Origin of the sequence: Umezawaea endophytica, assembly GCF_025061645.1 — a bacterium.
Lineage (GTDB): Bacteria > Actinomycetota > Actinomycetes > Mycobacteriales > Pseudonocardiaceae > Umezawaea > Umezawaea endophytica.
In genome coordinates this window covers 104345-125448 of sequence record NZ_JANYMP010000002.1, presented here as the reverse complement: position 1 = coordinate 125448, position 21104 = coordinate 104345, and the positions used below count along the sequence as shown (strand labels likewise).

The 21104-nt window shown below is 70.4% G+C and carries 23 protein-coding genes; 13 read left to right on the top strand and 10 right to left on the bottom strand.

All coding sequences use genetic code 11. The features are described 5' to 3' along the window. The first annotated feature begins 46 nt into the window (after positions 1-46). The gene (locus NZH93_RS04090) at positions 47-622 is read left to right on the top strand and encodes a biotin transporter BioY (RefSeq protein ID WP_259621544.1); all 576 of its coding nucleotides are present in this window, start codon (positions 47-49) and stop codon (positions 620-622) included. A gap of 94 nt (positions 623-716) precedes the next feature. Beyond that, a complete protein-coding gene (locus NZH93_RS04085; RefSeq protein WP_372506538.1) occupies positions 717-2747 on the top strand; it encodes an ATP-dependent DNA helicase in 2031 nt (676 codons plus the stop codon). Here the strand turns inward: NZH93_RS04085 and NZH93_RS04080 are convergent. The 4 genes from NZH93_RS04080 to ctaD all read right to left on the bottom strand — a co-directional run bounded on the left by NZH93_RS04080 (position 2744) and on the right by ctaD (position 7971). Further along, complete coding sequence (locus NZH93_RS04080; protein WP_259621543.1) at positions 2744-4150, bottom strand: phospholipase D-like domain-containing protein; 1407 nt, start codon at positions 4148-4150, stop codon at positions 2744-2746. The genes NZH93_RS04085 and NZH93_RS04080 overlap by 4 nt on opposite strands. Before the next feature lie 30 nt (positions 4151-4180). Then, positions 4181-4885: a peptidyl-tRNA hydrolase gene (locus NZH93_RS04075; RefSeq protein ID WP_372506536.1), complete on the bottom strand. Its 705-nt coding sequence runs from the start codon at positions 4883-4885 to the stop codon at positions 4181-4183. Next, positions 4882-6102: a phosphoserine phosphatase SerB gene (gene serB, locus NZH93_RS04070; protein WP_259621542.1), complete on the bottom strand. Its 1221-nt coding sequence runs from the start codon at positions 6100-6102 to the stop codon at positions 4882-4884. The genes NZH93_RS04075 and serB overlap by 4 nt, the downstream gene beginning before the upstream one ends. 81 nt (positions 6103-6183) lie before the next feature. After that, on the bottom strand, positions 6184-7971 hold the full coding sequence (gene ctaD / locus NZH93_RS04065) for an aa3-type cytochrome oxidase subunit I (RefSeq protein WP_259621541.1): 1788 nt from the start codon (positions 7969-7971) through the stop codon (positions 6184-6186). 192 nt (positions 7972-8163) lie between these two features. Between ctaD and NZH93_RS04060 the strand changes: the two genes are divergently transcribed. Next, positions 8164-8499, top strand: coding sequence for a hypothetical protein (locus NZH93_RS04060; RefSeq protein ID WP_259621540.1), 336 nt, complete (start codon positions 8164-8166; stop codon positions 8497-8499). A gap of 47 nt (positions 8500-8546) precedes the next feature. Continuing rightward, positions 8547-9062 (top strand): DUF305 domain-containing protein, encoded by a 516-nt coding sequence (locus tag NZH93_RS04055; RefSeq protein ID WP_259621539.1) that lies wholly within the window; start codon positions 8547-8549, stop codon positions 9060-9062. A gap of 56 nt (positions 9063-9118) precedes the next feature. Here NZH93_RS04055 and NZH93_RS04050 read toward each other — a convergent pair whose 3' ends face one another. Further along, positions 9119-9838 (bottom strand): alpha/beta fold hydrolase, encoded by a 720-nt coding sequence (locus NZH93_RS04050; RefSeq protein ID WP_259621538.1) that lies wholly within the window; start codon positions 9836-9838, stop codon positions 9119-9121. A 128-nt stretch (positions 9839-9966) separates the two neighbouring features. Here NZH93_RS04050 and NZH93_RS04045 point away from each other — a divergent pair, with 128 nt between their 5' ends. The 9 genes from NZH93_RS04045 to NZH93_RS04005 all read left to right on the top strand — a co-directional run bounded on the left by NZH93_RS04045 (position 9967) and on the right by NZH93_RS04005 (position 17012). Continuing rightward, positions 9967-10416, top strand: a complete 450-nt coding sequence (locus NZH93_RS04045; protein ID WP_259621537.1) for a MarR family winged helix-turn-helix transcriptional regulator — start codon at positions 9967-9969, stop codon at positions 10414-10416. After that, positions 10409-11257 (top strand): phosphotransferase, encoded by an 849-nt coding sequence (locus tag NZH93_RS04040; RefSeq protein ID WP_259621536.1) that lies wholly within the window; start codon positions 10409-10411, stop codon positions 11255-11257. Before NZH93_RS04045 ends, NZH93_RS04040 begins: the two co-directional genes overlap by 8 nt. A 160-nt stretch (positions 11258-11417) precedes the next feature. After that, positions 11418-12497, top strand: coding sequence for a hypothetical protein (locus tag NZH93_RS04035; RefSeq protein WP_259621535.1), 1080 nt, complete (start codon positions 11418-11420; stop codon positions 12495-12497). Positions 12498-12756: 259 nt separating this feature from the next. Next, positions 12757-13782, top strand: a complete 1026-nt coding sequence (locus NZH93_RS04030; protein WP_259621534.1) for a hypothetical protein — start codon at positions 12757-12759, stop codon at positions 13780-13782. 70 nt (positions 13783-13852) lie between these two features. Continuing rightward, a complete protein-coding gene (locus NZH93_RS04025) occupies positions 13853-14257 on the top strand; it encodes a hypothetical protein (RefSeq protein WP_259621533.1) in 405 nt (134 codons plus the stop codon). Between the two features lie 5 nt (positions 14258-14262). Then, positions 14263-14409, top strand: coding sequence for a hypothetical protein (locus NZH93_RS04020; protein WP_259622189.1), 147 nt, complete (start codon positions 14263-14265; stop codon positions 14407-14409). Positions 14410-14423: 14 nt separating this feature from the next. Next, positions 14424-15110 (top strand): response regulator, encoded by a 687-nt coding sequence (locus NZH93_RS04015; protein WP_259621532.1) that lies wholly within the window; start codon positions 14424-14426, stop codon positions 15108-15110. Further along, entirely contained in the window at positions 15107-16387 is a 1281-nt protein-coding gene (locus NZH93_RS04010; protein ID WP_259621531.1) for a HAMP domain-containing sensor histidine kinase, read from the top strand. The genes NZH93_RS04015 and NZH93_RS04010 overlap by 4 nt, the downstream gene beginning before the upstream one ends. A gap of 1 nt (position 16388) precedes the next feature. Beyond that, the gene (locus NZH93_RS04005; RefSeq protein WP_259621530.1) at positions 16389-17012 is read left to right on the top strand and encodes an HD domain-containing protein; all 624 of its coding nucleotides are present in this window, start codon (positions 16389-16391) and stop codon (positions 17010-17012) included. A 46-nt stretch (positions 17013-17058) separates the two neighbouring features. Here the strand turns inward: NZH93_RS04005 and NZH93_RS04000 are convergent, their stop codons facing one another. From NZH93_RS04000 to NZH93_RS03980, 5 genes are read right to left on the bottom strand one after another with little or no spacing between them, the layout of a single operon-like run. After that, positions 17059-17640 (bottom strand): 1,2-dihydroxy-3-keto-5-methylthiopentene dioxygenase, encoded by a 582-nt coding sequence (locus NZH93_RS04000; RefSeq protein WP_259621529.1) that lies wholly within the window; start codon positions 17638-17640, stop codon positions 17059-17061. Beyond that, complete coding sequence (gene mtnB, locus NZH93_RS03995; protein WP_259621528.1) at positions 17637-18239, bottom strand: methylthioribulose 1-phosphate dehydratase; 603 nt, start codon at positions 18237-18239, stop codon at positions 17637-17639. The genes NZH93_RS04000 and mtnB overlap by 4 nt, the downstream gene beginning before the upstream one ends. Further along, positions 18236-18922, bottom strand: coding sequence for an acireductone synthase (gene mtnC, locus NZH93_RS03990; RefSeq protein WP_259621527.1), 687 nt, complete (start codon positions 18920-18922; stop codon positions 18236-18238). The genes mtnB and mtnC overlap by 4 nt, the downstream gene beginning before the upstream one ends. After that, positions 18919-19938 carry a s-methyl-5-thioribose-1-phosphate isomerase gene (locus tag NZH93_RS03985; RefSeq protein WP_259621526.1) on the bottom strand — a complete coding sequence of 340 codons (1020 nt, stop codon included), beginning with the start codon at positions 19936-19938 and terminating at the stop codon, positions 18919-18921. The genes mtnC and NZH93_RS03985 overlap by 4 nt, the downstream gene beginning before the upstream one ends. Then, positions 19938-21065, bottom strand: a complete 1128-nt coding sequence (locus NZH93_RS03980; RefSeq protein ID WP_259621525.1) for an acyl-CoA dehydrogenase family protein — start codon at positions 21063-21065, stop codon at positions 19938-19940. Before NZH93_RS03980 ends, NZH93_RS03985 begins: the two co-directional genes overlap by 1 nt. Positions 21066-21104: the final 39 nt, after the last annotated feature.

Here is a 21104-nt window from a genome sequence, read left to right as displayed (position 1 = left end):
CGGTTAGCCTGCTGTGGAGTTGCCGCGACCACACCGGGAGGTCTCCGTGTCCGTGCTAGCCATTCCCCGCCGTGCGGTGCTGGCCGACTTCGTGCCCGGCTCGATCGCGCGCGACGTCGCGCTGGTCATCGGCGGTGCCGTGCTGACGGGCGTGGCCGCCCAGGTCGCGTTCCCGGTGCCGGGCAGCCCGGTCCCGATCACGGGCCAGACGTTCGCCGCGCTCCTGGTGGGCGCGTCGCTTGGCTGGCAGCGCGGGGCGACGTCGATGCTCCTCTACCTGATCGCGGGCGTGGCGGGCGTGCCCTGGTTCCAGGGCGGCGCGTCCGGCGCCCCCGCGTCGCTCGGCTACGTCGTCGGCTTCGTCTTCGCGGGCGCGCTGGTGGGCACCCTCGCCAGCCGGGGCGGTGACCGCACCCCGTTGCGCACGGTCGGCACGATGGTCGTCGGCAGCCTGGTCATCTACGCGTTCGGCGTGCCGTGGCTGATGACCGCCGCGGGCCTCGGCTTCGGCCAGGCGCTGGCCGTGGGCGTCGTGCCGTTCCTCCTGGGTGACGCGCTGAAGGTCGCGCTGGCAGCGGGCCTGCTGCCTGCGGGATGGGCGCTGGTCCGCCGCTCCAGGTGACCGCCGGGCGAGTGGGCACCGGCGCACACCGGTGCCACCGCCCGCCTGCCACTGGCGTGCGAAACCGTCGGACCCTCCGGGTACCTTCTCGGGTGTGCCCGCCAAGACCGCGATTCCCGACACCCGCGCCCTGCTAGCCACCGCCGTGGAGTCGGTGGGCGGAGCCGAGCGGTCGGGCCAGGTGGAGATGGCCGAGGCGGTCGACCACTCGATCCGCACGGGTGAGCACCTGGCGGTCCAGGCGGGTACCGGTACCGGCAAGTCCTTGGCGTACCTGGTGCCCTCCCTGCGCCACGCGGTGGCCGAGGAGGCCACCGTCGTGATCTCCACGGCGACCATCGCCCTCCAGCGGCAACTGGTCGACCGCGACCTCCCCCGCCTGTCCAAGGCCCTCAAGAAGGAACTGGGCCGCGAACCCGACTTCGCGATCCTCAAGGGCAGGCGCAACTACCTGTGCATGCACCGGCTGCACTCCGGTGCCCCGGACGAGCCGGACAACGGCGCCCTCTTCGACCCCTTCGCCGTGTCCCGGCTGGGCCGCGAGGTGAAGCGCCTCCACGAGTGGTCGTCGGAGACCGAGACCGGCGACCGCGACGAGCTGGTGCCCGGCGTCACGGAGCAGGCCTGGAAGCAGGTGTCCGTCACCGCCCGCGAGTGCCTGGGCGTCGCCAAGTGCCCCATCGGCGTCGACTGCTTCGCCGAACGCGCCCGAGCCGAGGCGGGCAAGGCCGACGTGGTGGTGACGAACCACGCGATGCTCGCCATCGACGCGCTCGAGGGCTTCCAGGTGCTCCCGGAGCACGACGTCGTCGTGATCGACGAGGCGCACGACTTGGTCGACCGGGTGACGTCCGTGGCGACCGAGGAGCTGAGCGCGGCGGCCATCGCCGCCGCCGCACGGCGCTGCGGCAGGCTGATCGACCAGGACGTCGCGGACCGCATGGCCGAGGCCAGCGACGGCCTGGCGATGCTCCTGGAAGACCTGCCCGTCGGCCGGATGGACGAACTCCCCCGCGCGCTGGCGGGCACCCTCGCCGCCATCCGGGACGCCTCCCACGCCTGCATCAGCTCGCTGGGCCCGGAGCGCAAGGAGGACGTCGAGGGCACGACCAACCGCAAGCTGGCGCTGTCCCTCCTCGAGGAGGTCCACGACGGCGCCGTGCGGATCCTCGACGCCTTCGACGAGGAGCGCGACGTCGTCTGGGTGTCCGGCGACTTCGCCGACCGCGGCCGGGCCCCGACCCTCCGGGTCGCCCCGCTCGGCGTGGGCGGCCTGCTGCGCGAGAAGCTGTTCGGCAAGCGCACCACCGTGCTGACGTCGGCGACGCTGACGTTGGGCGGCACGTTCGACACGCTCGCCCGCCAGTGGGGCCTCCCGGCGTCCTCGCAGAACCGCAAGGCCGAGGGCACCGCCACGGAGAAGGAACCGCCGTCGGACGCGGCGCCCATCCGCTGGACCGGCCTCGACGTCGGCTCCCCGTTCCAGCACGGCAGCAGCGGCATCCTGTACGTGGCGAGGCACCTGCCGCCTCCCGGCCGCGACGGGCTGCCGCCGTCCTACGTGGACGAGATCGAGGGCCTGGTCAACGCGGCGGGCGGGCGCACCCTGGGCCTGTTCTCCTCCATGCGCGCGGCCAAGTCCGCCGCGGAGGCGTTGCGGGACAAGCTGGACTACACCGTCTTCTGCCAGGGTGACGACGCCACCGGCCAACTGGTGAAGAAGTTCTCCGAGGACCCGAGGAGCTGCCTGTTCGGCACCCTGTCCCTCTGGCAGGGCGTCGACGTCCCCGGCCCGTCGCTGCAACTCGTGATCATGGACCGGATCCCGTTCCCCCGCCCCGACGACCCGCTCGCGTCCGCGCGGCAGAAGGCCGTGTCCGAACGCGGCGGCAACGGGTTCCTGACGGTCGCCGCGACGCACGCCGCCCTGCTGCTGGCCCAGGGAGCGGGCCGCCTGCTGCGCTCGATGAACGACAAGGGCGTCGTGGCGATCCTCGACCCCCGGCTGGCGACGGCCAGGTACGGCGGCTTCCTCCGCGCCTCGCTGCCGCCGTACTGGACCACGTACGACCCCGAGGTGGTGCGGGCCGCGTTGAAGCGCCTGGACGCGGCGGTGGACGCCTAACCGTCGACGAGCAGGCCGCGCAGCGGACCCTGCAACCTCGCGGCCCGGCGGGAGACGCTGGGCAGCTCGGTCAGCCTGCCCTCGCCCTCCATCGCGGGCCGCCAGATCCGGTCGACGACCTCGGCCGGGTTCCCGTCGATCTCGCGCACCGGGCGTTGCAGGTGCTCCGACCAGAGCCGGAGCCGGGTGTCCCGAGCGATGGCCGGGTCGTCGGTGACGATGTTGACCTCGGTGTCGTTGAACAGCGAGTGCTCGTTGAGGTTGGCCGAGCCGACAGTGAGCCAGCGGTCGTCGACGATCCCCAGCTTGGCGTGCACGTACACCTGGGTGGTGCGCTCGCCGTCGTGGGTGTGGATGGTGGACGCGACGAGGCGGCGGCCACCGTCGTCGGCGTCGAGCAGCCGCCCCAGTTGCCCCCTGGTCGTGTCGGACCCGTTGCTGGGCTTGCGGGGCAGGACCAGCACGACGCGGAAGTCGTCGTTCGGCGGGTCCTTCAGCTTGTCGATCAGGATCTCGGTGACCTCGGGCGACCAGAGGAACTGGTTCTCCAGGTACACCAGGTGTTCCGCCGACCGGAGCGCGCGCAGGTACGAGTCGAGGATGCTGAACTCGCCGCGCGGGGCGAAGTCGTAGTTCCGCTCCGGGATCGTGCGGGTGACCTGGACGGACGAGGTCCCCACCTGTGCCGGGACCGCGGGCTTCGGCAGTTCCTGCCCGGCCACCTCGGTCCACCGGCTGCGGAAGTGCTCGGCCACGTCCGCCACCGCGGGCCCCTCGATCCGCGAGCTGAGGTCGTGCCAGCCGATGGGGCGTTCGGCCGGGTGCTCGTGGCTGTCGTGCCGATCGCCGTCGAGAGCGGTGAAGTCGATGCCGCCGACGAAGGCGACCTCGTCGTCAATCACCACGATCTTCTCGTGGTGGCAGTGCATCGAGCGTTCGCGGGAGTCCAACACGCACTGGACCGCGCTGTTCTCGGTGAACCTCTTCTTGTTGCGCAGCACGCGTTTGCGGGTCGGCTCGAACATCGGCACCGGCGGACCGGCCCACAGCAGCAGCCGGACCGGCACCCGGTCCGCCACGGTGGTGAGGAGTTCGCTGAAGGTGGGCTCGCCGGGCTCGCGGCTCAACCGGAAGTCCGGATCCGCGCACCACGAAGCGATGTGGACGTGCGACCGGGCCCCCTCGATCGCCGCGGCGATCATCGGCAGGGCTTCCGACCCGTCGACGAGCACCCGCACCCGGTTGCCGTGCCGGACCGGCGAACGGGGTGAGAACCACCCCGTGGCGCCGTCCCCCAGCACCTCTCCCCAGCCGAGCTTCGTCAGACGTCGATCGTGGTGGGCGCAGAGCACGCCCTCCAGGCGGTCACCGAGGCGGTCGTCGAGCGTGTCGAATAGGCCCACACCTCGTCATTACCCCAATTCGGGCCCGCCTCAAACCCCCGGCCACTCGGCGATGACCGTCGTGGTGCCCGGTTCCACCTCCGTGAAACCCGCGTCCCGCACGGCCACCGCGCCGCCGTCCAGCAACGCCTGCCACTCCTCGACCGACGGCGTGCGGACGGCGGTGCGGAACTCGTTGGCGGCCCAGGACTTCAGCCGTTCCTCCGACAACGTCGGCGCGAGCAGCATCGTGCCGTGGCCGACCTGCGCCGCCGCCTTGCCCGCCGTCATCGGCACCTTCGGGTTCAGCCACAGCACCGGCACGTCCGCGGGCACCGGACCCGGCTCGTCCTCCGGCAGTTCGCTGCCGGAGATCTGCAACCGGGTCAGCTCCTTCGGCGCCGCCACGACCAGGCCGGGCACCAGTGCCCGCGCCTCCGCTCCGCCCACCGAGATCGTCACACCGGGCAGCGCCTGCACGGCCTCCCAGTGCGCGCCACGGGCCCGCCGGGTCACCTTGCGGATCCGGCCGTGGATCCACGTGACCACCTCGTCGTGCCACTCCCCCTCCGGCTCGGCCCTGGGGTCGAGGCAGACGGCGATGGCCGCCGCCGCGGCGGCCTCCAGGATCGCGGTCCGGTTCGGCGGCTCGGCTCGTTCGATGTGCAGCACCACGGGCATCGCGCGCACCAGCGCGGGGTCCTCCGCGTCGGTCGAGTAGCTGCGGCCGACCAGCAGTTCCAGCACCTCGTTCACGGCCGGACCAGCTCCAACCCGTCAGCGGCGTCCGCGGCCTCGACCTCGCCCCTGGTCACGCCGAGCACGAACAGCACGGCGTCCAGGAACGGGTGGGACAGGGCGGTATCGGCGACCTCGCGCAGCGCGGGCTTGGCGTTGAACGCCACCCCGAGACCAGCGGCGCCGAGCATGTCGATGTCGTTGGCGCCGTCGCCGACCGCCACGCACTGCGCGAGCGGCACGTCCGCCTCCTCGGCGAACCGGCGCAGCGCCACGGCCTTGCCCGCCCGGTCGACCACGTCGCCGACGACCCGGCCGGTCAGCTTCCCGTCGACGACCTCCAGCTCGTTCGCCGCGCAGAAGTCCAGGTCCAGATCCTCGACCAGGCCCTTGATCACCCTGGTGAACCCGCCGGACACGACCCCGCAGCGGAAGCCGAGGCGCTTGAGCGTGCGAACCGTGGTGCGCGCGCCGGGCGTCAGCTCCAGGTTCGCGCCGACCTCGTCCAGCACCTCCTCCGGCAGGCCCTCCAGCAGGGCGACGCGGCGGCGCAGCGACTCGGTGAAGTCCAGCTCGCCGCGCATGGCGGCCTCGGTGATGTCGCGGACCTTGTCCTCGCACCCGACGTGCGCGGCCAGCATCTCGATCACCTCGCCCTGGATGAGCGTGGAGTCGACGTCGAACACCACCAGCCGCTTCGCCCGCCGGGCCAGGCCGGCCCGTTCCACGGCCACGTCCAGTCCGACCCGCACGGACACGTCCGCCAGCGCGGACCGCAGCTCGGCGTCGCTCTCCTCGGTGTCGTCGGCGACCGAAACCCGCAGCTCCAGCCCCGTCACCGGGTAGTCGGCCACCCCTCGGATGGCGTCGATGTTCACGCCGAGCGACGCGAGCCTGCGCGCCACCTCGGTGAACGCCCGCGCCGTCACCGGACGGCCGAGCACGATCAGCACGTGGCTGGACTCCAGCCGCGCGGTCCGCCTCGAGTCCGCGCCCAGCTCGATCTCCACGTGCATGGACACCGTCGCCATGGCCTGCTCGACGGCTTCCTGGAGGCCCTCGGGGTCGTGGTCGGCCTCGACCAGCACCCCCAGGACCAGCCTGCCGCGGATGACGACCTGCTCCACGTCGAGCACGTCGACGCCGTGGCGGGTCAACACCGCGAACAACACCGAGGAGACCCCCGGCTTGTCCGGTCCGGTCACCGTGATCAGCACTGGCGTGGCCTTGGCCATGGTCACTGAACTCCTCCGGAATGCGAAGAACCCCGACAGCCGGGGCGGCTGTCGGGGCTCGACGTTGAACCTGCGCTCAGGCTACTTGTGGTCGGGCTCGGCGGCGCCGGCCGCCGTGCCGGACTCCACCACGTTCGTGGCCATCTCGGAGAGGGCCGGGGTGGCCTCGTCGTGCGGGATGGTCTTGCCGGTGAACGTCACGTGCGCCTCGTTGTGGATGCGCTCGATCATGTGCGGGTAGTGCAGCTCGAACGCCGGGCGCTCGGAGCGGATCCGGGGCAGCTCGGTGAAGTTGTGCCGCGGCGGCGGGCACGACGTGGCCCACTCCAGCGAGTTGCCGAAGCCCCACGGGTCGTCCACCGTCACGACCTCGCCGTACCGGTAGCTCTTGAAGACGTTCCAGATGAACGGGAGCGTCGAAGCGCCGAGGACGTACGCGCCGATCGTCGAGATCGTGTTCAGCGTGGTGAAGCCGTCGCTGGCCAGGTAGTCGGCGTACCGGCGCGGCATGCCCTCGTTGCCCAGCCAGTGCTGGACGAGGAACGTCGCGTGGAAGCCGAGGAACGTGGTCCAGAAGTGCAGCTTGCCCAGCGGCTCGTCGAGCATCCGGCCGGTGATCTTCGGGAACCAGAAGTAGATGCCAGCGAACGTGGCGAACACGATCGTGCCGTAGAGCACGTAGTGGAAGTGCGCCACCACGAAGTACGTGTCCGAGACGTGGAAGTCGATCGCCGGGGCGGCCAGCAGCACGCCGGACAGACCACCGAAGAGGAACGTCACGATGAAGCCGATGCTGAACAGCATCGGGGTCTCGAAGGTCAACTGCCCCTTCCACATCGTGCCGATCCAGTTGAAGAACTTCACGCCGGTCGGGACCGCGATCAGGAAGGTCATGAAGGCGAAGAACGGCAGCAGCACGGCGCCGGTGGCGTACATGTGGTGCGCCCACACGGCCACGGACAGGGCCGCGATGCCCAGCGTCGCGTAGACCAGGCCGTTGTAGCCGAACACCGGTTTCCGGCTGAACACCGGGAAGATCTCCGACACGATGCCGAAGAACGGCAAAGCGACGATGTAGACCTCCGGGTGGCCGAAGAACCAGAAGAGGTGCTGCCAGAGGATCACACCGCCGTTGGCCGGGTCGAACACGTGCGCGCCGAGGTGTCGATCGGCCAGCAGGCCCAGCAGGGCCGCGGTCAGGATCGGGAACGCCAGCAGCACGAGGATGCTCGTCACCAGGATGTTCCAGGTGAAGATCGGCATGCGGAACATCGTCATGCCGGGCGCGCGCAGGCAGACCACCGTGGTGATCATGTTCACGGCGCCGAGGATCGTGCCGAGACCACCGATGACCAGGCCCGTGATCCACAGGTCGGCGCCGACGCCGGGCGAGTGGATGGCGTTGCTCAGCGGCGTGTAGGCGAACCAGCCGAAGTCGGCGGCGCCGCCGGGCGTCACGAAGCCCGACATCACGATCAGGCCACCGAAGAGGTACAGCCAGTACGAGAAGGCGTTGAGCCGCGGGAACGCCACGTCGGGCGACCCGATCTGCAACGGCAGGATGAAGTTCGCGAAGCCGAACACGATCGGGGTCGCGTACAACAGCAGCATCACGGTGCCGTGCATCGTGAAGAGCTGGTTGTACTGCTCGCTGGACAGGAACTGCATCCCGGGCTGAGCCAGCTCGGTGCGGATCAACATGGCCATCGCGCCGCCCACCATGAAGAAGGCGAACGAGGTGACCAGGTAAAGAATGCCGATCTGCTTGTGGTCCGTGGTGCGGAACATCCGCAGCAGGAACGAACCCTTGACCGCTTCGCGCGCCGGGAAAGGACGCGTAGCGATCGGCTGCGGGGCTACGGCCGTCACGGTGCCTCCTGCACTGTTCACCTACATGGTGGCCTTGGTGGGACCAACGTCGTTCGGGCGCCATCGAACGGCGAGGACCGCCCAGTGGCTCACCGGATCGTAGACCGCGCTATCAGCGGCGGCGTGTCGGGGGATGACCACCCCGCACGCGCGTAGCCCAGGTCACACCCGCTCGGCGGGTAAGGTCGCCCCGTGCTCACACGGGGCTTGGTGGTGCTCGCGCTGCTGTTCGGCGTGCTCTCCATGCACCAGGTGGCGGCGCCGGTCCACGCGGCTTCCACTGTGGAGATGTCCGTTGTGGATCCGCACCACGCGCCCGCGGACCACGAGGAGCGCGACGGCGGCCTGCACCTGTGCCTCGGACTGGTCATCACGGCCTTCGGCCTGCTCGCGCTGCGCCTGACCAGGGGCGGGGTCCTGCCCGTGACGACGGCGGCCGAGCGCGCGCCGGTCGTCTGCCGCCCCCGTGAGCGGTCACCCGCGTGGCGCGCCCCCGACCTGTCCCGGTTGTGCGTGCTGCGGCTGTAGGAGCGATCCGCTCCCGCCCCGGCACCTACTCCGAACAGGACTTTCCCATGCGCACCGCGTTCCTCGGCGCGGCCATCTCGGCCGCGCTCATCACCCTGACCGCCTGCGGCTCCGCCAACGACGCCGACGTGGCGTTCGCCCAGCGGATGATCCCGCACCACGCCCAGGCCGTGGAGATGGCCGACCTCGTCGACGGCCGCACCACGAACCCCGAGGTCGTCGAGTTGGCCACGGCCGTCAAGAAGGCCCAGCAGCCGGAGATCGACACCCTGACCGGCTGGCTGGAGGCGTGGGGCGAGCCCGTCGAGGCCGGTCACTCCGGTCACTCCGGTGACGACATGGCGGGCATGGTCGACACGTCCGCGCTGACCGGTCTGACCGGCGCGGACTTCGACCGCGCCTGGCTGACCGCGATGGTCGAGCACCACGAGGGCGCCCTCGACATGGCGAACCAGCAGTTGTCCGCGGGCTCCGACGACAAGGTCAAGCAGTTCGCGGCGGGTGTCTTCGCCGCTCAGCGGGCCGAGATCGACGAGATGAAGGCCCTGCTCGAACGGGGCTGAGCACGCGGGAGGGGGCCCGCCGGTGTCGGCGGGCCCCCTCTGTCCAGGGCAGCGGGTTACGCGACAGCGCTCACGGCGGCGACGATCAGGGCCACGACCTCGTCCGGGCGGGACACGGCGATGGCGTGCGACCCGCCGTCCACCTCGACGGTGGTGGCGCCGAGGCGCTTGGCGGCGGCGCGCTGCGAGTCCGGGTGGATGGCGTTGTCGGCGGTCGCCACGGCGAACCACGACGGCAGGGTCTTCCAGGCGGGCTCGACGCCCAGCGGCTCACCGAGCGCGCCCTGCGCCACCGGGCGCTGGCTGACGGCGGCCGTGGCGGTGAACTCGGCGGGCAGGTCGGCGGCGAACACGCTGGCGAACGCGTCCTGGCGGATGGTGAACTCGGTGTCGGTGCCCTCGGCGGTCGGGAACTGCCGCGGTACGAGCGACGTGCCCAGTTCGACCTCGGGGAACTCGGCGACGGAGCCGAGCGCGCTCTCGCCCTTGTCGATGCCGAACGAGGCCACGTAGACCAGGCCCTTCACGTTCTCGGCCTTCGATCCCGCGTGGGTGATGACCGGGCCGCCGTAGGAGTGGCCCACCAGCAGGACCGGGCCGTCGATCTGGTTGACGACGCTCGCCACGTAGTCACCGTCGTAGGTGAGGCCGCGCAGCGGGTTGCTGACCGCGAGCGAGTCGATCCCCCGCGCCCGGAGGCGTTCGACGACCGGGGCCCAGCTCGAACCGTCCGCGAACGCGCCGTGGACCAGGACGACGGTGGGGTTGGTGCTCATCTCGTTCTCCTTCAGGTCGAAGCCGATGCCACGAAGCTAGCGCACGTTTAACTTGTGCGCAAGTTACTTTTAGGCGGACTACTGGGGTACGTGGCATCATGGGAGCAGCGACCTGGAAAGGGTGACCGATGACCACGACTCCGGAAGACCGCACGTCAGCCGTCGACGACCTGCTGTGCTTCGCGCTCTACGCGGCGTCCAGGGCGCTGACCGCCGCCTACCGCCCGCTGCTCCAGGACCTGGGCCTGACCTACCCCCAGTACCTGGTGATGGTCGCGCTGTGGGAACGCGAGTCCATGCCCGTCAAGGACCTCGGCGACGCCCTCCAGCTCGACTACGGCACGTTGACCCCGCTGCTCAAGCGCCTGGAGGCCGCGGGGCTGATCACTAGGCAACGCCGGATCGACGACGAGCGCTCGGTGCAGGTCGGCCTGACGCCCGAGGGGTCGGCGATGCGCGAGGCGACCGGCGCCATCACGCCCGCCATCGGGGCGGCGATCGGCATGTCCGAGGCCGAGGTCGAGCGGCTCAGGGTCTCCCTGCGGCGGCTCACCTCCAACGTGGCCGGCCGTGGATGAGCTGACCCGACGCGGCGTGCGCGCCGCGGTGGCCGCCGCGGGCTCCCTGGGCCTGCGCGCGACCGACCCGGTGGTGCTGCGCGACGTCAGCAACCTCCTCGTCCACCTGCGCCCGGCCCCGGTCGTGGCACGGGTCGCGACCAGCACGGCGCTGGCGCGGGTGGACGTGGTCGAGCACTTCCGGCGCGCGGTGGACGTGACGACCTACCTGGCGGACCGCGGCGTACCGGTCGTAGGCCCGCCCGCCGACGTGCCCGCGGGCCCGTTCACGCAGGACGGGATGGTGGTCAGCTTCGCGACCTGGGTCCCCCACGACCCCACCCGCGTACCCACCGACTTCGCCGTCCGGCTAGCGGAACTCCACACCGAACTCCGCTCCTACCCCGGCCCACTCCCCACCCGCGGCCCCTTGGCAGACATCGACGCCGCCCGCGCGGGCTGGACCCGTTCACCAGCCGAACTGGCGTCCTTCACGGCCGTGCGCGACGCCCTGGTGGCGCACTGGCCTGCCGACGACGTCCAACCACTGCACGGCGACGCCCACCCCGGCAACCTGCTCATGACCGCCCGCGGACCGCTGTGGAACGACTTCGAGGACACCTGGCGCGGCCCCGTCACGTGGGACCTGGCCTGCCTCGCCCTGACCGGCAGACTCGACGGGATGCACGCCGCCTCCACCTACCTCCACCCCCGCGGCGACCTGGCCTTCCCCCTACGACTGCGGCGCCTCCACGCGGCCGGGTGGCTGACGGTCCTGGAACGGCGGTTCCCGGAGTACCGGGACGCGGCGGACGACCAACTCGAAGCGGCACTAGTGCCGCCGGTCGACCGGCGGCACTAGTCCACCGCCGAGTGGGTGGTCCTTCGCTCCCGCGAGGACTTCGAGTGCGTTGAACTGCTAGAACCGTCTGTTGAACGGTGCGGTTTTGATCGTCCGAAGCCAAACCACAGCGCCGCTACCTGGGACCCGAACGCCATCGTCAGCGAACTAAGGGGGAGTGGTGGCCGCGCCGCCCGCAAGACGAGTCCTGCCGCGATCACTGACGTTCTTCATCTCGATCATCTCGATGATCGTGCTGGTCAACACACCCGCTCCGGGAATCGTGATCTCCGCCCTGTTCGGCCAGAAGGTCGGGGAGAGCATCGGCGCCAGCTTGCGCGGCTTGACGCGCGACCTGTTCCTGCTGCTGCTGGTTTCGCTCTACTTCGAACTGGTGCGCTCACACATGCAGGCCAAGACGTTGAGCACGATCGAGCAGGACTTGAGCGACCTCAAGATTCAGGTGCGCGACGTCCTCCCCGAAAGAGCCACCTCCATGGCCATGGAGTCGGCCGATCCCAGGGAGATGCTCAAGCGCGCGGCACAACGACTCTTCAAGAGCACCAAGGAGATCGAATCCGTCGTGAGCCAGATAGCGTCTCCCAAGACGCCCTACGACGAGGTCACCGTCGAACTGCGAACACTCGAAGCGAACGAGAAGACCGTTTCGGTCTTCATGTCGATCGGACTCGAGGCGGAACTGACGAACGTCCACCTAGGAGTCACCAAAGGCGCGGAGTACACCACCGCCCTCTCGACATCGAGCTTCGGATTCTTCGACATCATCTCCATCCCGAGCGACATGGACCTGAAGACCATCCAGAAGTACCTCCAGGCAAGGATCAAGCTCTACCACAAGGACGACTCCGGACGGTTCCAGGAACTGCGATTCATCCCAGTCCCTCGAGCAGAGCAGGCAACCCTCCTCTCACCACCAACGGGGATGACGCACGACGACTTCATAGTCTTCCGCCTACCCAAGGGGACGGTACTCACCGGAACCCAGAAGGTACGAGCCGAGTACAAGTTCGACATCAACTACGACGAGCACTTCTTGTACTGGTACGCCGACCGCCCCATGTTCCTCAGGCAGATCACCGTGGACGCGAACTCCGTGGCACTGGTCAGCGGGCACAAGGTCAGGTTTCAACTGTTCGTCGCCGACTCCGAGTCCAGCATCGTGGACATACACGACTCACGCCTGTCGATGAAGCTCGACAAGTGGTTGCTCGACGGCCACGGAGTCGCGGCAATATGGTGACACCATACTCATCGGGTGACCTAATTCGAACAGAATCAGTCGGCAACTCCGCCAATCAACTGTGGAAGCCAAGAGTTCGAATACTTCAGCTGAATCATCTTCCAACCAGAACAACCTCGGCGGTGAACCGGGTTAGTCCAACCACAACATGCCCCGCCGACAGCAGACCACTTGAGCGCACGTTCGGATTCGCCAGGTACGAATCGGCCGGAAGCGCTGATCTGACCGGAATCCTGGACACCCTCGAACCCAGCACGCCATGCACCGACTGCTCTTCGAACTGTGGCCCTTGCTTGTCATTTGTGCACTCCTGCTGGCCGTCTACGAGCTGTACCTACACCACCGGTTGCTGTCGGAGATCGCCAGGATCGCCGGGCCGGGAATCGTGGAAACCCTGCTGCCGCAACAGGTGATGCGGACGTTCCTGTCGTCCATCTACGGCGAGAACGACGCGAACGACGACGTGCTGACCGGCGTGCTGGGCGGTGAGGGGCTGCGCCCGCTCGGCGGCGACCTGACGATCAGCACCCACACGACGGTGGACTACGAGCTGCGGGCCGTCGACTACGAGACGTACCACCTGACGTCGACGGTGAGCTACAGCTTCAAGAAGAACGTGGCCGTGGACCAGTTCGTCATCTTCGCCACGAGCAACGCGCTGCTCCGGGACTCGATCATCAACGGGTCCCGGCTGCCGCTGTTCGAGCTGTGGTTCATCCCGGACACCTCGCTGTTCCGGGACTCCACCGAGGACATGGTCCAGTCGGTGCGGATCGGCATCGACTACATCGACGGCGAGGGCCAGCGCCGGGTCGCCGAGTCGAGCCGGATCCGGTTGCTGGACGTGAAGTTCGACCGCTGGGCCGACTACCTGACGTTTTTCCGCGAGTCGATGGGGCCGCTGCCCCGGCAGAACCCGCGCAGCCACATGTCGGACCTGCGAATCTTCAAGTGCGACCTGAGCGGGATCGCCGACGACGACCACGTGGTGCACGCCATCGAGCGGCTCACGGTGCGGTCGACGACGAGGCAGCGGATCGACGACGGGTACTGCTACTGGCAGTCGCCGTACCCCTGCTACGTCGAGCGGATCACCATGAACGCGAAGGAGCTGACCCTTGACGGCGCCCCCACCAGGGAGTTCCGCATCGTGCCGTTCACGTTCCGGTCCAACACGTCGTCGGCGCGGTGGCTGCGGGCGGACGAACTGGGCGACCTGGACGTGCGGTCGTGGCTGCTGCCGGGGCACGGGGTGGCGTTGCTGTGGCGTGACCAGGTGCCGTGATCGACGGTCTTTGCAGAACCCGAACATTCGTCGCACGATCCACTCACCCGCGCCCGTCACAGTTCTCCCCATGACCACTTGGACTCGCATCATCGCCGTCGCGGGCACCTCCGCGGCGCTGGGGCTCGCGCTCTCCGGCATGGCCAGCGCCGATGAGACCCCGACCGGCCCCGCACCCATGACGATCAGCGCCGAGCAGGTGAAGAAGCGGTGTGAGGAGCGTGTGCCGAAGATCGAGGCGCGGATCAAGGCCGCGACCGATCGGATCAACGGCGACGCGAACACGCGCGGTTCGACGAAGTGGTTGGAGGCGCAGGCCAAGATCGCTCGGGACGCGGGCAAGGAGTCGAAGGCGAAGTTGTTCGACGCTCGCCGGGAACTGCGGGGTGAGCGCGTCACGAAGCTGGGCGACGCGCAGAAGCGGATCGACACGTTCCAGACCGAGCACTGCGCCTACCCCGGCGGCACGAAGTGAGGGCGTTGGCCGTCGTCTTCGCGCTGATGGCCGCGGTGGGGCTCTCGGGCTGCCAGGACGAGTCCGCGCCGCGGACCGGTGACCCGGACTCGGAGTTGAGCAGCATCGAGTCGACGCTGAACGGCATCGAGGCCGACCTCGACGAACCGTGACAGCATGGCCCACCGTGCAACCGGACCAGTCTGCTCGCGGCCTCGTGCTGGTGGTCGAGGACGAGCGCGCCATCGCCGACCTGATCTCGCTCTACCTGCGCCGGGACGGTTTCGGCGTGCACGTCGAGTCCGACGGCCTGGCGGCGCTGGCCGCGGTGCGGCGGTTGAAGCCGGTCGCGGTGCTGCTGGACGTCGGCCTGCCCGGCATCGACGGGGTCGAGGTGTGCCGGACGATGCGCGCGGCGGGCGACTGGACGCCGGTGCTGTTCGTGACGGCGCGGGACGACGAGGTCGACCGGGTGCTGGGGCTGGAGATGGGCGCGGACGATTACGTCACCAAGCCGTTCAGCCCGCGTGAACTGGCGGCTCGCGTGCGCACCGTGCTCCGGCGCGGTGCGCACGCGAGCGCGCCCGAGCAGGTCGTGGGCGCCGTGCGGCTGGACGCGGAGCGACGGCGGGTGTGGGCGGGCGACGCCGAGGTGCCGCTGACGTCGACCGAGTTCGAGCTGCTCGCGCACCTGATGAAGCACCCCGGCCGGGTGTTCGAGCGGGAGCAGTTGCTCAGCGCGGTGTGGGGGTACGCGGCGGTAGCGGGCACCCGCACCGTCGACGTGCACGTGGCCCAGTTGCGCGCGAAGCTCGGCGCGCACAGCCCGATCCGCACCGTGCGGGGCGTCGGCTACTCGGTGGAGGCGCCGTGAGGTCCAGCCTGGCGTTCCGGATCACCGCGCTGTGCCTGGCGGTCGCCGGGATCGCGGTGATCGTCGCCGGGCTGGTGTCCTTGCGGCTGGTGGTGAACACGGCTCGCGAGGTGAGCCGGACGGCGTTGGCGAACCAGGCCGACACGGTGGCCGACCAGATCGGGGAGACGCCGCGCGGCCGGGTCGTGGCCGTGTTGCAGGGGCAGAAGATCTCCGTGGTGCGGATCGGCGGGAACGGGGTCCTGCGCGGGGACGAGGCCGCCGTCCAGGCCGTTCGGGACGCCGGGCGGAAGAGCGAGGTCACCGGCGGGTGGATCGTGGAGGTGCGCGACCGGTTCGCCCTGGTGCAGGAGGCCGACTACGGGACCTCCACGACCCGGAAGCTGGTGCGGAACATCGCCTTGGCGCTGGGGCTCGGGCTGCTGATCGCCGGGGTGGCCGGGTTGGTGCTGGGGAACCTGCTATCGCGGCCGCTGCGCCGCACGGCCGGGGTGGCGTTGGCGATGAGTTCGGGGCGGCGCGACCTGCGGGCGCCCGAGCACGGGCCCACCGAGGTCGCCGAGGTGGCCGGGGCGGTCAACGGGCTGGCGGACGCGTTGCGGCGCAGCGAGTCGCGGCAGCGGGAGTTCCTGCTGTCGGTGTCGCACGAGCTGCGGACGCCGTTGACGGCGGTCATCGGGTTCTCCGAGTCGTTGGCCGACGGCGTGGTGACCGGCCCGGACGTGGTGGACGTCGGGCGGACCATCCAGGGCGAGGCCAGGAGGCTGGACCGCCTGGTGTCGGACCTGCTGGACCTGGCCAGGCTGGGGGCGGACGACTTCCGCCTCGACGTCGCCCCCGTCGACCTGGTCCCGGTCGTCCGCGCGGCAGCGGACGTGTGGCACGCCCGCTGCGCGGCCAAGGGCGTCGTGTTCAGCCTGGAGGTCCCGGACGCCCCCGTCGTGGTGTCGACCGACGCCCGGCGGATCCGGCAGGTGATGGACGGGTTGCTGGAGAACGCGGTCCGGGTCACGCCCGCGGGCCGGGTGGTGGTGCTGTCGCTGGGTTCGGTGCTCCAGGTGCGCGACGGCGGGCCCGGACTGTCCGAAGAGGACTACGCCATCGCCTTCGACCGGGGCGCGCTGCACGCCAAGTACTCGACCACCCGACCGGTGGGGACGGGCGTGGGGTTGGCGTTGGTGCACGGTCTGGTCACGCGGTTGGGTGGGACCATCACGGCGGGCCCGGCTCCCGAGGGCGGGGCCTGCTTCACGATGACGTTGCCGAGCGGGGTGTGAGTTGGAAGCACTGTGGGACGACGCTGTTCGCGCGCTGGGCGGGGTACCCCGGCCCACCGACCTGTGCGAGAGGTACACCGAGCCGCACCGCGGCTACCACAACGCCGACCACGTGCGGCAGGTCGCGCGGGACGCGGTGGCCCTGTGCGCGGAGCACGACGCCAGGGAGATCGCCGTGGTGACACTGGCGGCGCTGGCGCATGACGTCGTGTACGACGGGAAGCCGGGGGACGACGAGCGCCGCTCGGCCGAGTGGGCTCGAGACCACCTGACCGGGGCCGGGGTGGCGACCGGGGACGTGACGCGGGTGGAGAACCTGGTCCTGGCCACGTTGACGCACGAGGCCCCGGCCGGGGACCGGCTCGCGGAGGCGCTGCTCGACGCGGACCTGGCCGTGCTGGGATCCGACCCGGCGGGCTACGAGCGCTACCGGGCGGCGGTGCGACGCGAGTACGCGCACGTGCCCGAGGACGCGTGGCGGGTGGGCAGGGCCGCGGTGCTGACCTCGCTCGTGAAGCGGGACCCGCTCTACCTCACCACAACGGCACGGGAACGCTGGTCCGCGCCTGCCCGCCACAACCTGACCACGGAGCTGGAGTCCCTGACCAGCGGAAACCGGAACTGACCCCTCCGCCACCCCGGTACGGGACGGGGCGGCGGAGGAAGCGGTCTCAGCCCCGATGACCGGCCATCAACACGTCGAACGTCGGGAACCCCTCCGCGATCGGACTGCCGGTGAAGTTCCCCACCCACCCGTCGTCGTCGTGGAAGAACCGGATCGAGATGTAGTCCGGCGTGGTCCCCATGTCGAACCAGTGCGTGGTGTTCTTCGGAACGCTCAACAGGTCCCCGGCCTCGCACAGGACGCCGTAGACCTTGCCCTCCACGTGCAGGTAGAACACGCCCGCGCCACGGGCGAAGAACCGGTCCTCGTCGTCGTCGTGGGTGTGCTCCGCCAGGAACTTCTTCCGCGCCGCGGCCGCGTTCGCCACCCACTCCGGGTCGTCGGACGGGGTCATGTGCATGGCGTCCACGAGGACGTACCCCTCGGTCTCCACCACCCGGTCCACGTGCGGGCGGTAGGCGGCCAGCACCTCCTCGGACGTGGGCGTCGGCGGCAGCCCGTCGACGACCGGCCAGTTCTCGTAGCGCACACCGAGCCGCATCAGCTCCACGGCGATCTCGGCGGGCGCGCTGGTCCGGGTGAGGACCTCGGTCGGGTCCGAGTCGGGCCACACGGTCAGCAGGGTCATGGGATTGCCCTCCTCGTCTCGACGGTGAAGCGGAGCAGCCAGTCGAGGCACTCCGCCCGGTGCCTGGCCTGGCGCAGGTCGTCCCCCCACACGTACACCCCGTGCCTGGCCACGATCAAGGCGGGCGTGTCCGCGCGGTAGCCCGCCTCGAAGGCGTCCCCCAGCACCCGCATGTCCTGGGAGTTCGGCACGACGGGGATCAGCACGTCGTCGTCGTGCGCGGCCCGGCCGAACCCCTTGAGCATCTCCAGGTCGCGCAGCGGAACGCCGTCCGGCCAGTGCTCCCCCGCGACCACCGGGGCCATGGCGTGGACGTGGACCACCGCGCCCGCGCCGGACACGGCCGCGATGCGACCGTGCAGCCCGGCCTCCGCCGAGGGGATCTTCACCGGGTCGGCGGTCTCACCGGCGGCGTCGACCACCACCACGTCGTCCGACGTCAGTTCGCCCTTGTCCTTGCCGCTGACCGTGACGGCCAGCCGGAGCGGGTCGCGGTCCAGCACCACCGACAGGTTGCCGGAAGTCCCGCGCATCCAGCCCATGGCGGTGTACCGGGCGCACTCGGCGGCCAGGGCCCGACCGGCATCGTCCAGGTTCACGGGAGGGTGCGGACCGTCCTGTGCGGGGTGAAGTCGGCTTCGCCGTACGGCTCGCCGATCCGGGCCACCCCAACGGTTCCCCAGCCGGCCGCCGCGGCGGCGTGGAGTTCGGCGGGCACGTCGGAGTAGAACACGATCTCCTCGGGAGCCGCTCCGAGCACGTCCGCGATGGTCTTGTAGGACTGCTCCTCGCGCTTCGGGCCCGCGTTGACGGTGTCGAAGTGGTGCTCCAGCAACGGGGTCAGGTCGCCGTCGGTGGTGTGCGCGAAGAACGCGACCTGCCCGGCGACCGAGCCGGACGAGAAGACCGCCAGGCGGGAACCGTTGTCGTGCCACGACTTCAGCGCCGGGACGACGTCGGGGAAGAACTCCGCGACGAGGTCCCCCACGGCGTACCCGCGCTGCCAGATGAGACCCTGCAACACCTTCAGCGGCGCGATCTTCTGGTCGCGGGTCATCCAGTCGTGCAGCACGGTGACGACGTCCGCGGTCGTGGCGTCGGCGGGGAGGCCCGCGAGGTCACGGACCTGGGCCACCGCCTCGACCACGGTGGGGTCGTCGGGGTGCTCGTCGATCCACGGGCCGAGGCGGGGGCGGGCGTAGTCGTAGAGGACCACGAGCACCTGGTCGGTCGAGCTGAGGGTGCCCTCGATGTCCAGGACTACCCACGTCGGGGTGTTCACCGCTGTTCTCCTAGGTAGTAGTCGGCCAACTGGTCCGGAGCGTAGACACCCCGGTCGGTGACGACCGACGTGACGAACCGCGGCGGCGTGACGTCGAACGCCGGGTAGTGCCCGCGCACCCGGAGGCTGGCGGTCCGCCGCCCCAGCGTGGACAGAACCTCGGCCCCGTCGCGGTACTCGATCGGCACGTCGGCCGCGGTGGGCGCCAACCGGTCCGGGGCCTGCACCAGCGCGTGGAACGGCACGTCGAACGCCCGCGCGGCCACGGCCAGGCCCAGGGTGCCGACCTTGTTGACCACGTGCCCGTCCATCGTCACCCGGTCCCCCGCCGTGACCAGCGCGTCCACCTCGCCGGAACTGAGCACGGCCGCTCCCATGCCGTCGGTGATGACCGTCGTGTCCACGCCCATCTCGGCCAGCGTCTCCGCGGTCAGCCGGGCCCCCTGGAGGTACGGACGGGTCTCCGTGCAGATGAACCGCAATCGCTTGCCAGCCCGCTGAGCGGCGGCGACCGTCTCCGTCAGGTACAGGTCGGCCCAGCAGTGCGTGAGCACGCAGGCCTCGTCGGGCAGCAACGCGGCGGTGGAGGTGCCCAGCGCCCGGCTGCGGGACCGGTAGCGCTCGTCACCCGCCTCGGCGCCCGCCAGCGCGGCGGCTTCGAGGGCGGTGCCGGTGGTCGGGCCCGCCGCGTCCACGGCCGCCAGCACCGCGGCGACGGCCTTGCGCAGGTGGTTGTTGGTGCGGCGGGTGTTCTCCAGCCGCTCGGCCGCCCGGCCCAGGTGCGCGCGGGCGTCCGCCGCGGGCAACGCCCCGGCTTCCCGAGCCGCGAGGACCATCCCCCACAGCACCGCGAAGTACGGCCCGGACGACTGCGTGACCATGTCCTCGATGGCCTTGGCCACGTCCTCGACCGTCTCGCAGCGGACCCAGTTCCGCTCGAACGGGAAGTCGCGGCGGTCGAGGACGTGCACCCCGTCGGCCTCCAGCCGGACGCTGTTCGCGAGCACCGGCTCCATTAGCTGTACCCAGTGAACGGTGCCCGTCCGCCGGTCAGGAAGTACTCCCCCACCTCGCGCGCCTTGTAGCTGACCGGGTCGTGCAGGGTCAGGGTGCGGGAGTTGCGCCAGAACCGGTCGAAGCCGTAGCCGGAGGCCGTCGCGCGGGCCCCGCACAGCTCGAACACCTTGCTCGTGGTGTCGTTGACGACCCTGGTCGAGAAGACCTTCGCCGACGAGATCGCGGCGGCCGTCGCGCCGCGCTGGTCGACGGTCAGCGCCGTACCCGCGTCGGACGCCGCCAGCAGCGCCTCGGACGCGTGGTCGGCGAGCAGCCCCGCGGCCTCGACCTGCGCCACGAGTTCGCCGTAGGTGGCGAGGACGTACGGGTCGGCCGCGGCGGTGTCGACGCCGCTGAGGAACCACGGCCGCGTGGTCGACCGCGTGTAGCGAGCGGCCTCGCCGAGCGCGCCTTCGGCGATGGCGACGTAGAGCTGGGCGAGCACGAGCTGGAAACCCAGCGCGGCCAACGACAACCGCGGCGATCCGTCGCCGTCGGGTTGCGCGCCGAGCACGTTCGCGGCGGGCACGGGGACGTTCTCGAACACCACGCCGCCGCTGGCCGTGAGGCGCTGCCCCATGTTGTTCCAGTCACCCGCGAACGACAGGCCGGGCGCGCCGCCGTCGAGCAGGAACGTCAGCTTCTCGCCGTTGTCCTCGCGGGTCGCGCTGACGACCAGCTTGTCCGCGAGCGCGGCCCCCGTGGCGAACGTCTTCCGCCCGTCGACGACGAACCCGCCGTCCACCGGCGTCAACCGCAGCGCCGCGTCCAGCGGGTTGCTGACCCCGGCCCAGAACAGGTTGTCACCGGTCTCGAACGGCGTGTCGAACAGCCCGCTGCGCCAGATCTGCAGGTAGTGGTACCCGAGCAGGTGCCCGATGTTCGCGTCCGCGGCACCGATCACCCTGGTCACGGCCTGCTGCGTGCCCCAGTCCGGGATCGTCAGCAGCCCGGACTGCCTCAGCAGCTCCAGCTCCCGCACCGGCGACTCGCCGAGCCGATCGCGCTCAGCCGCGTCGACGCGCAACGCCGTCGCCAACTCCTCGGCGACGGTCAGCCACTTCTGCCGCCCCTCGGTGAACGTCATGCACTGCCTCCAGGCTCCGCCTCACGCCCGGTCAGCCGG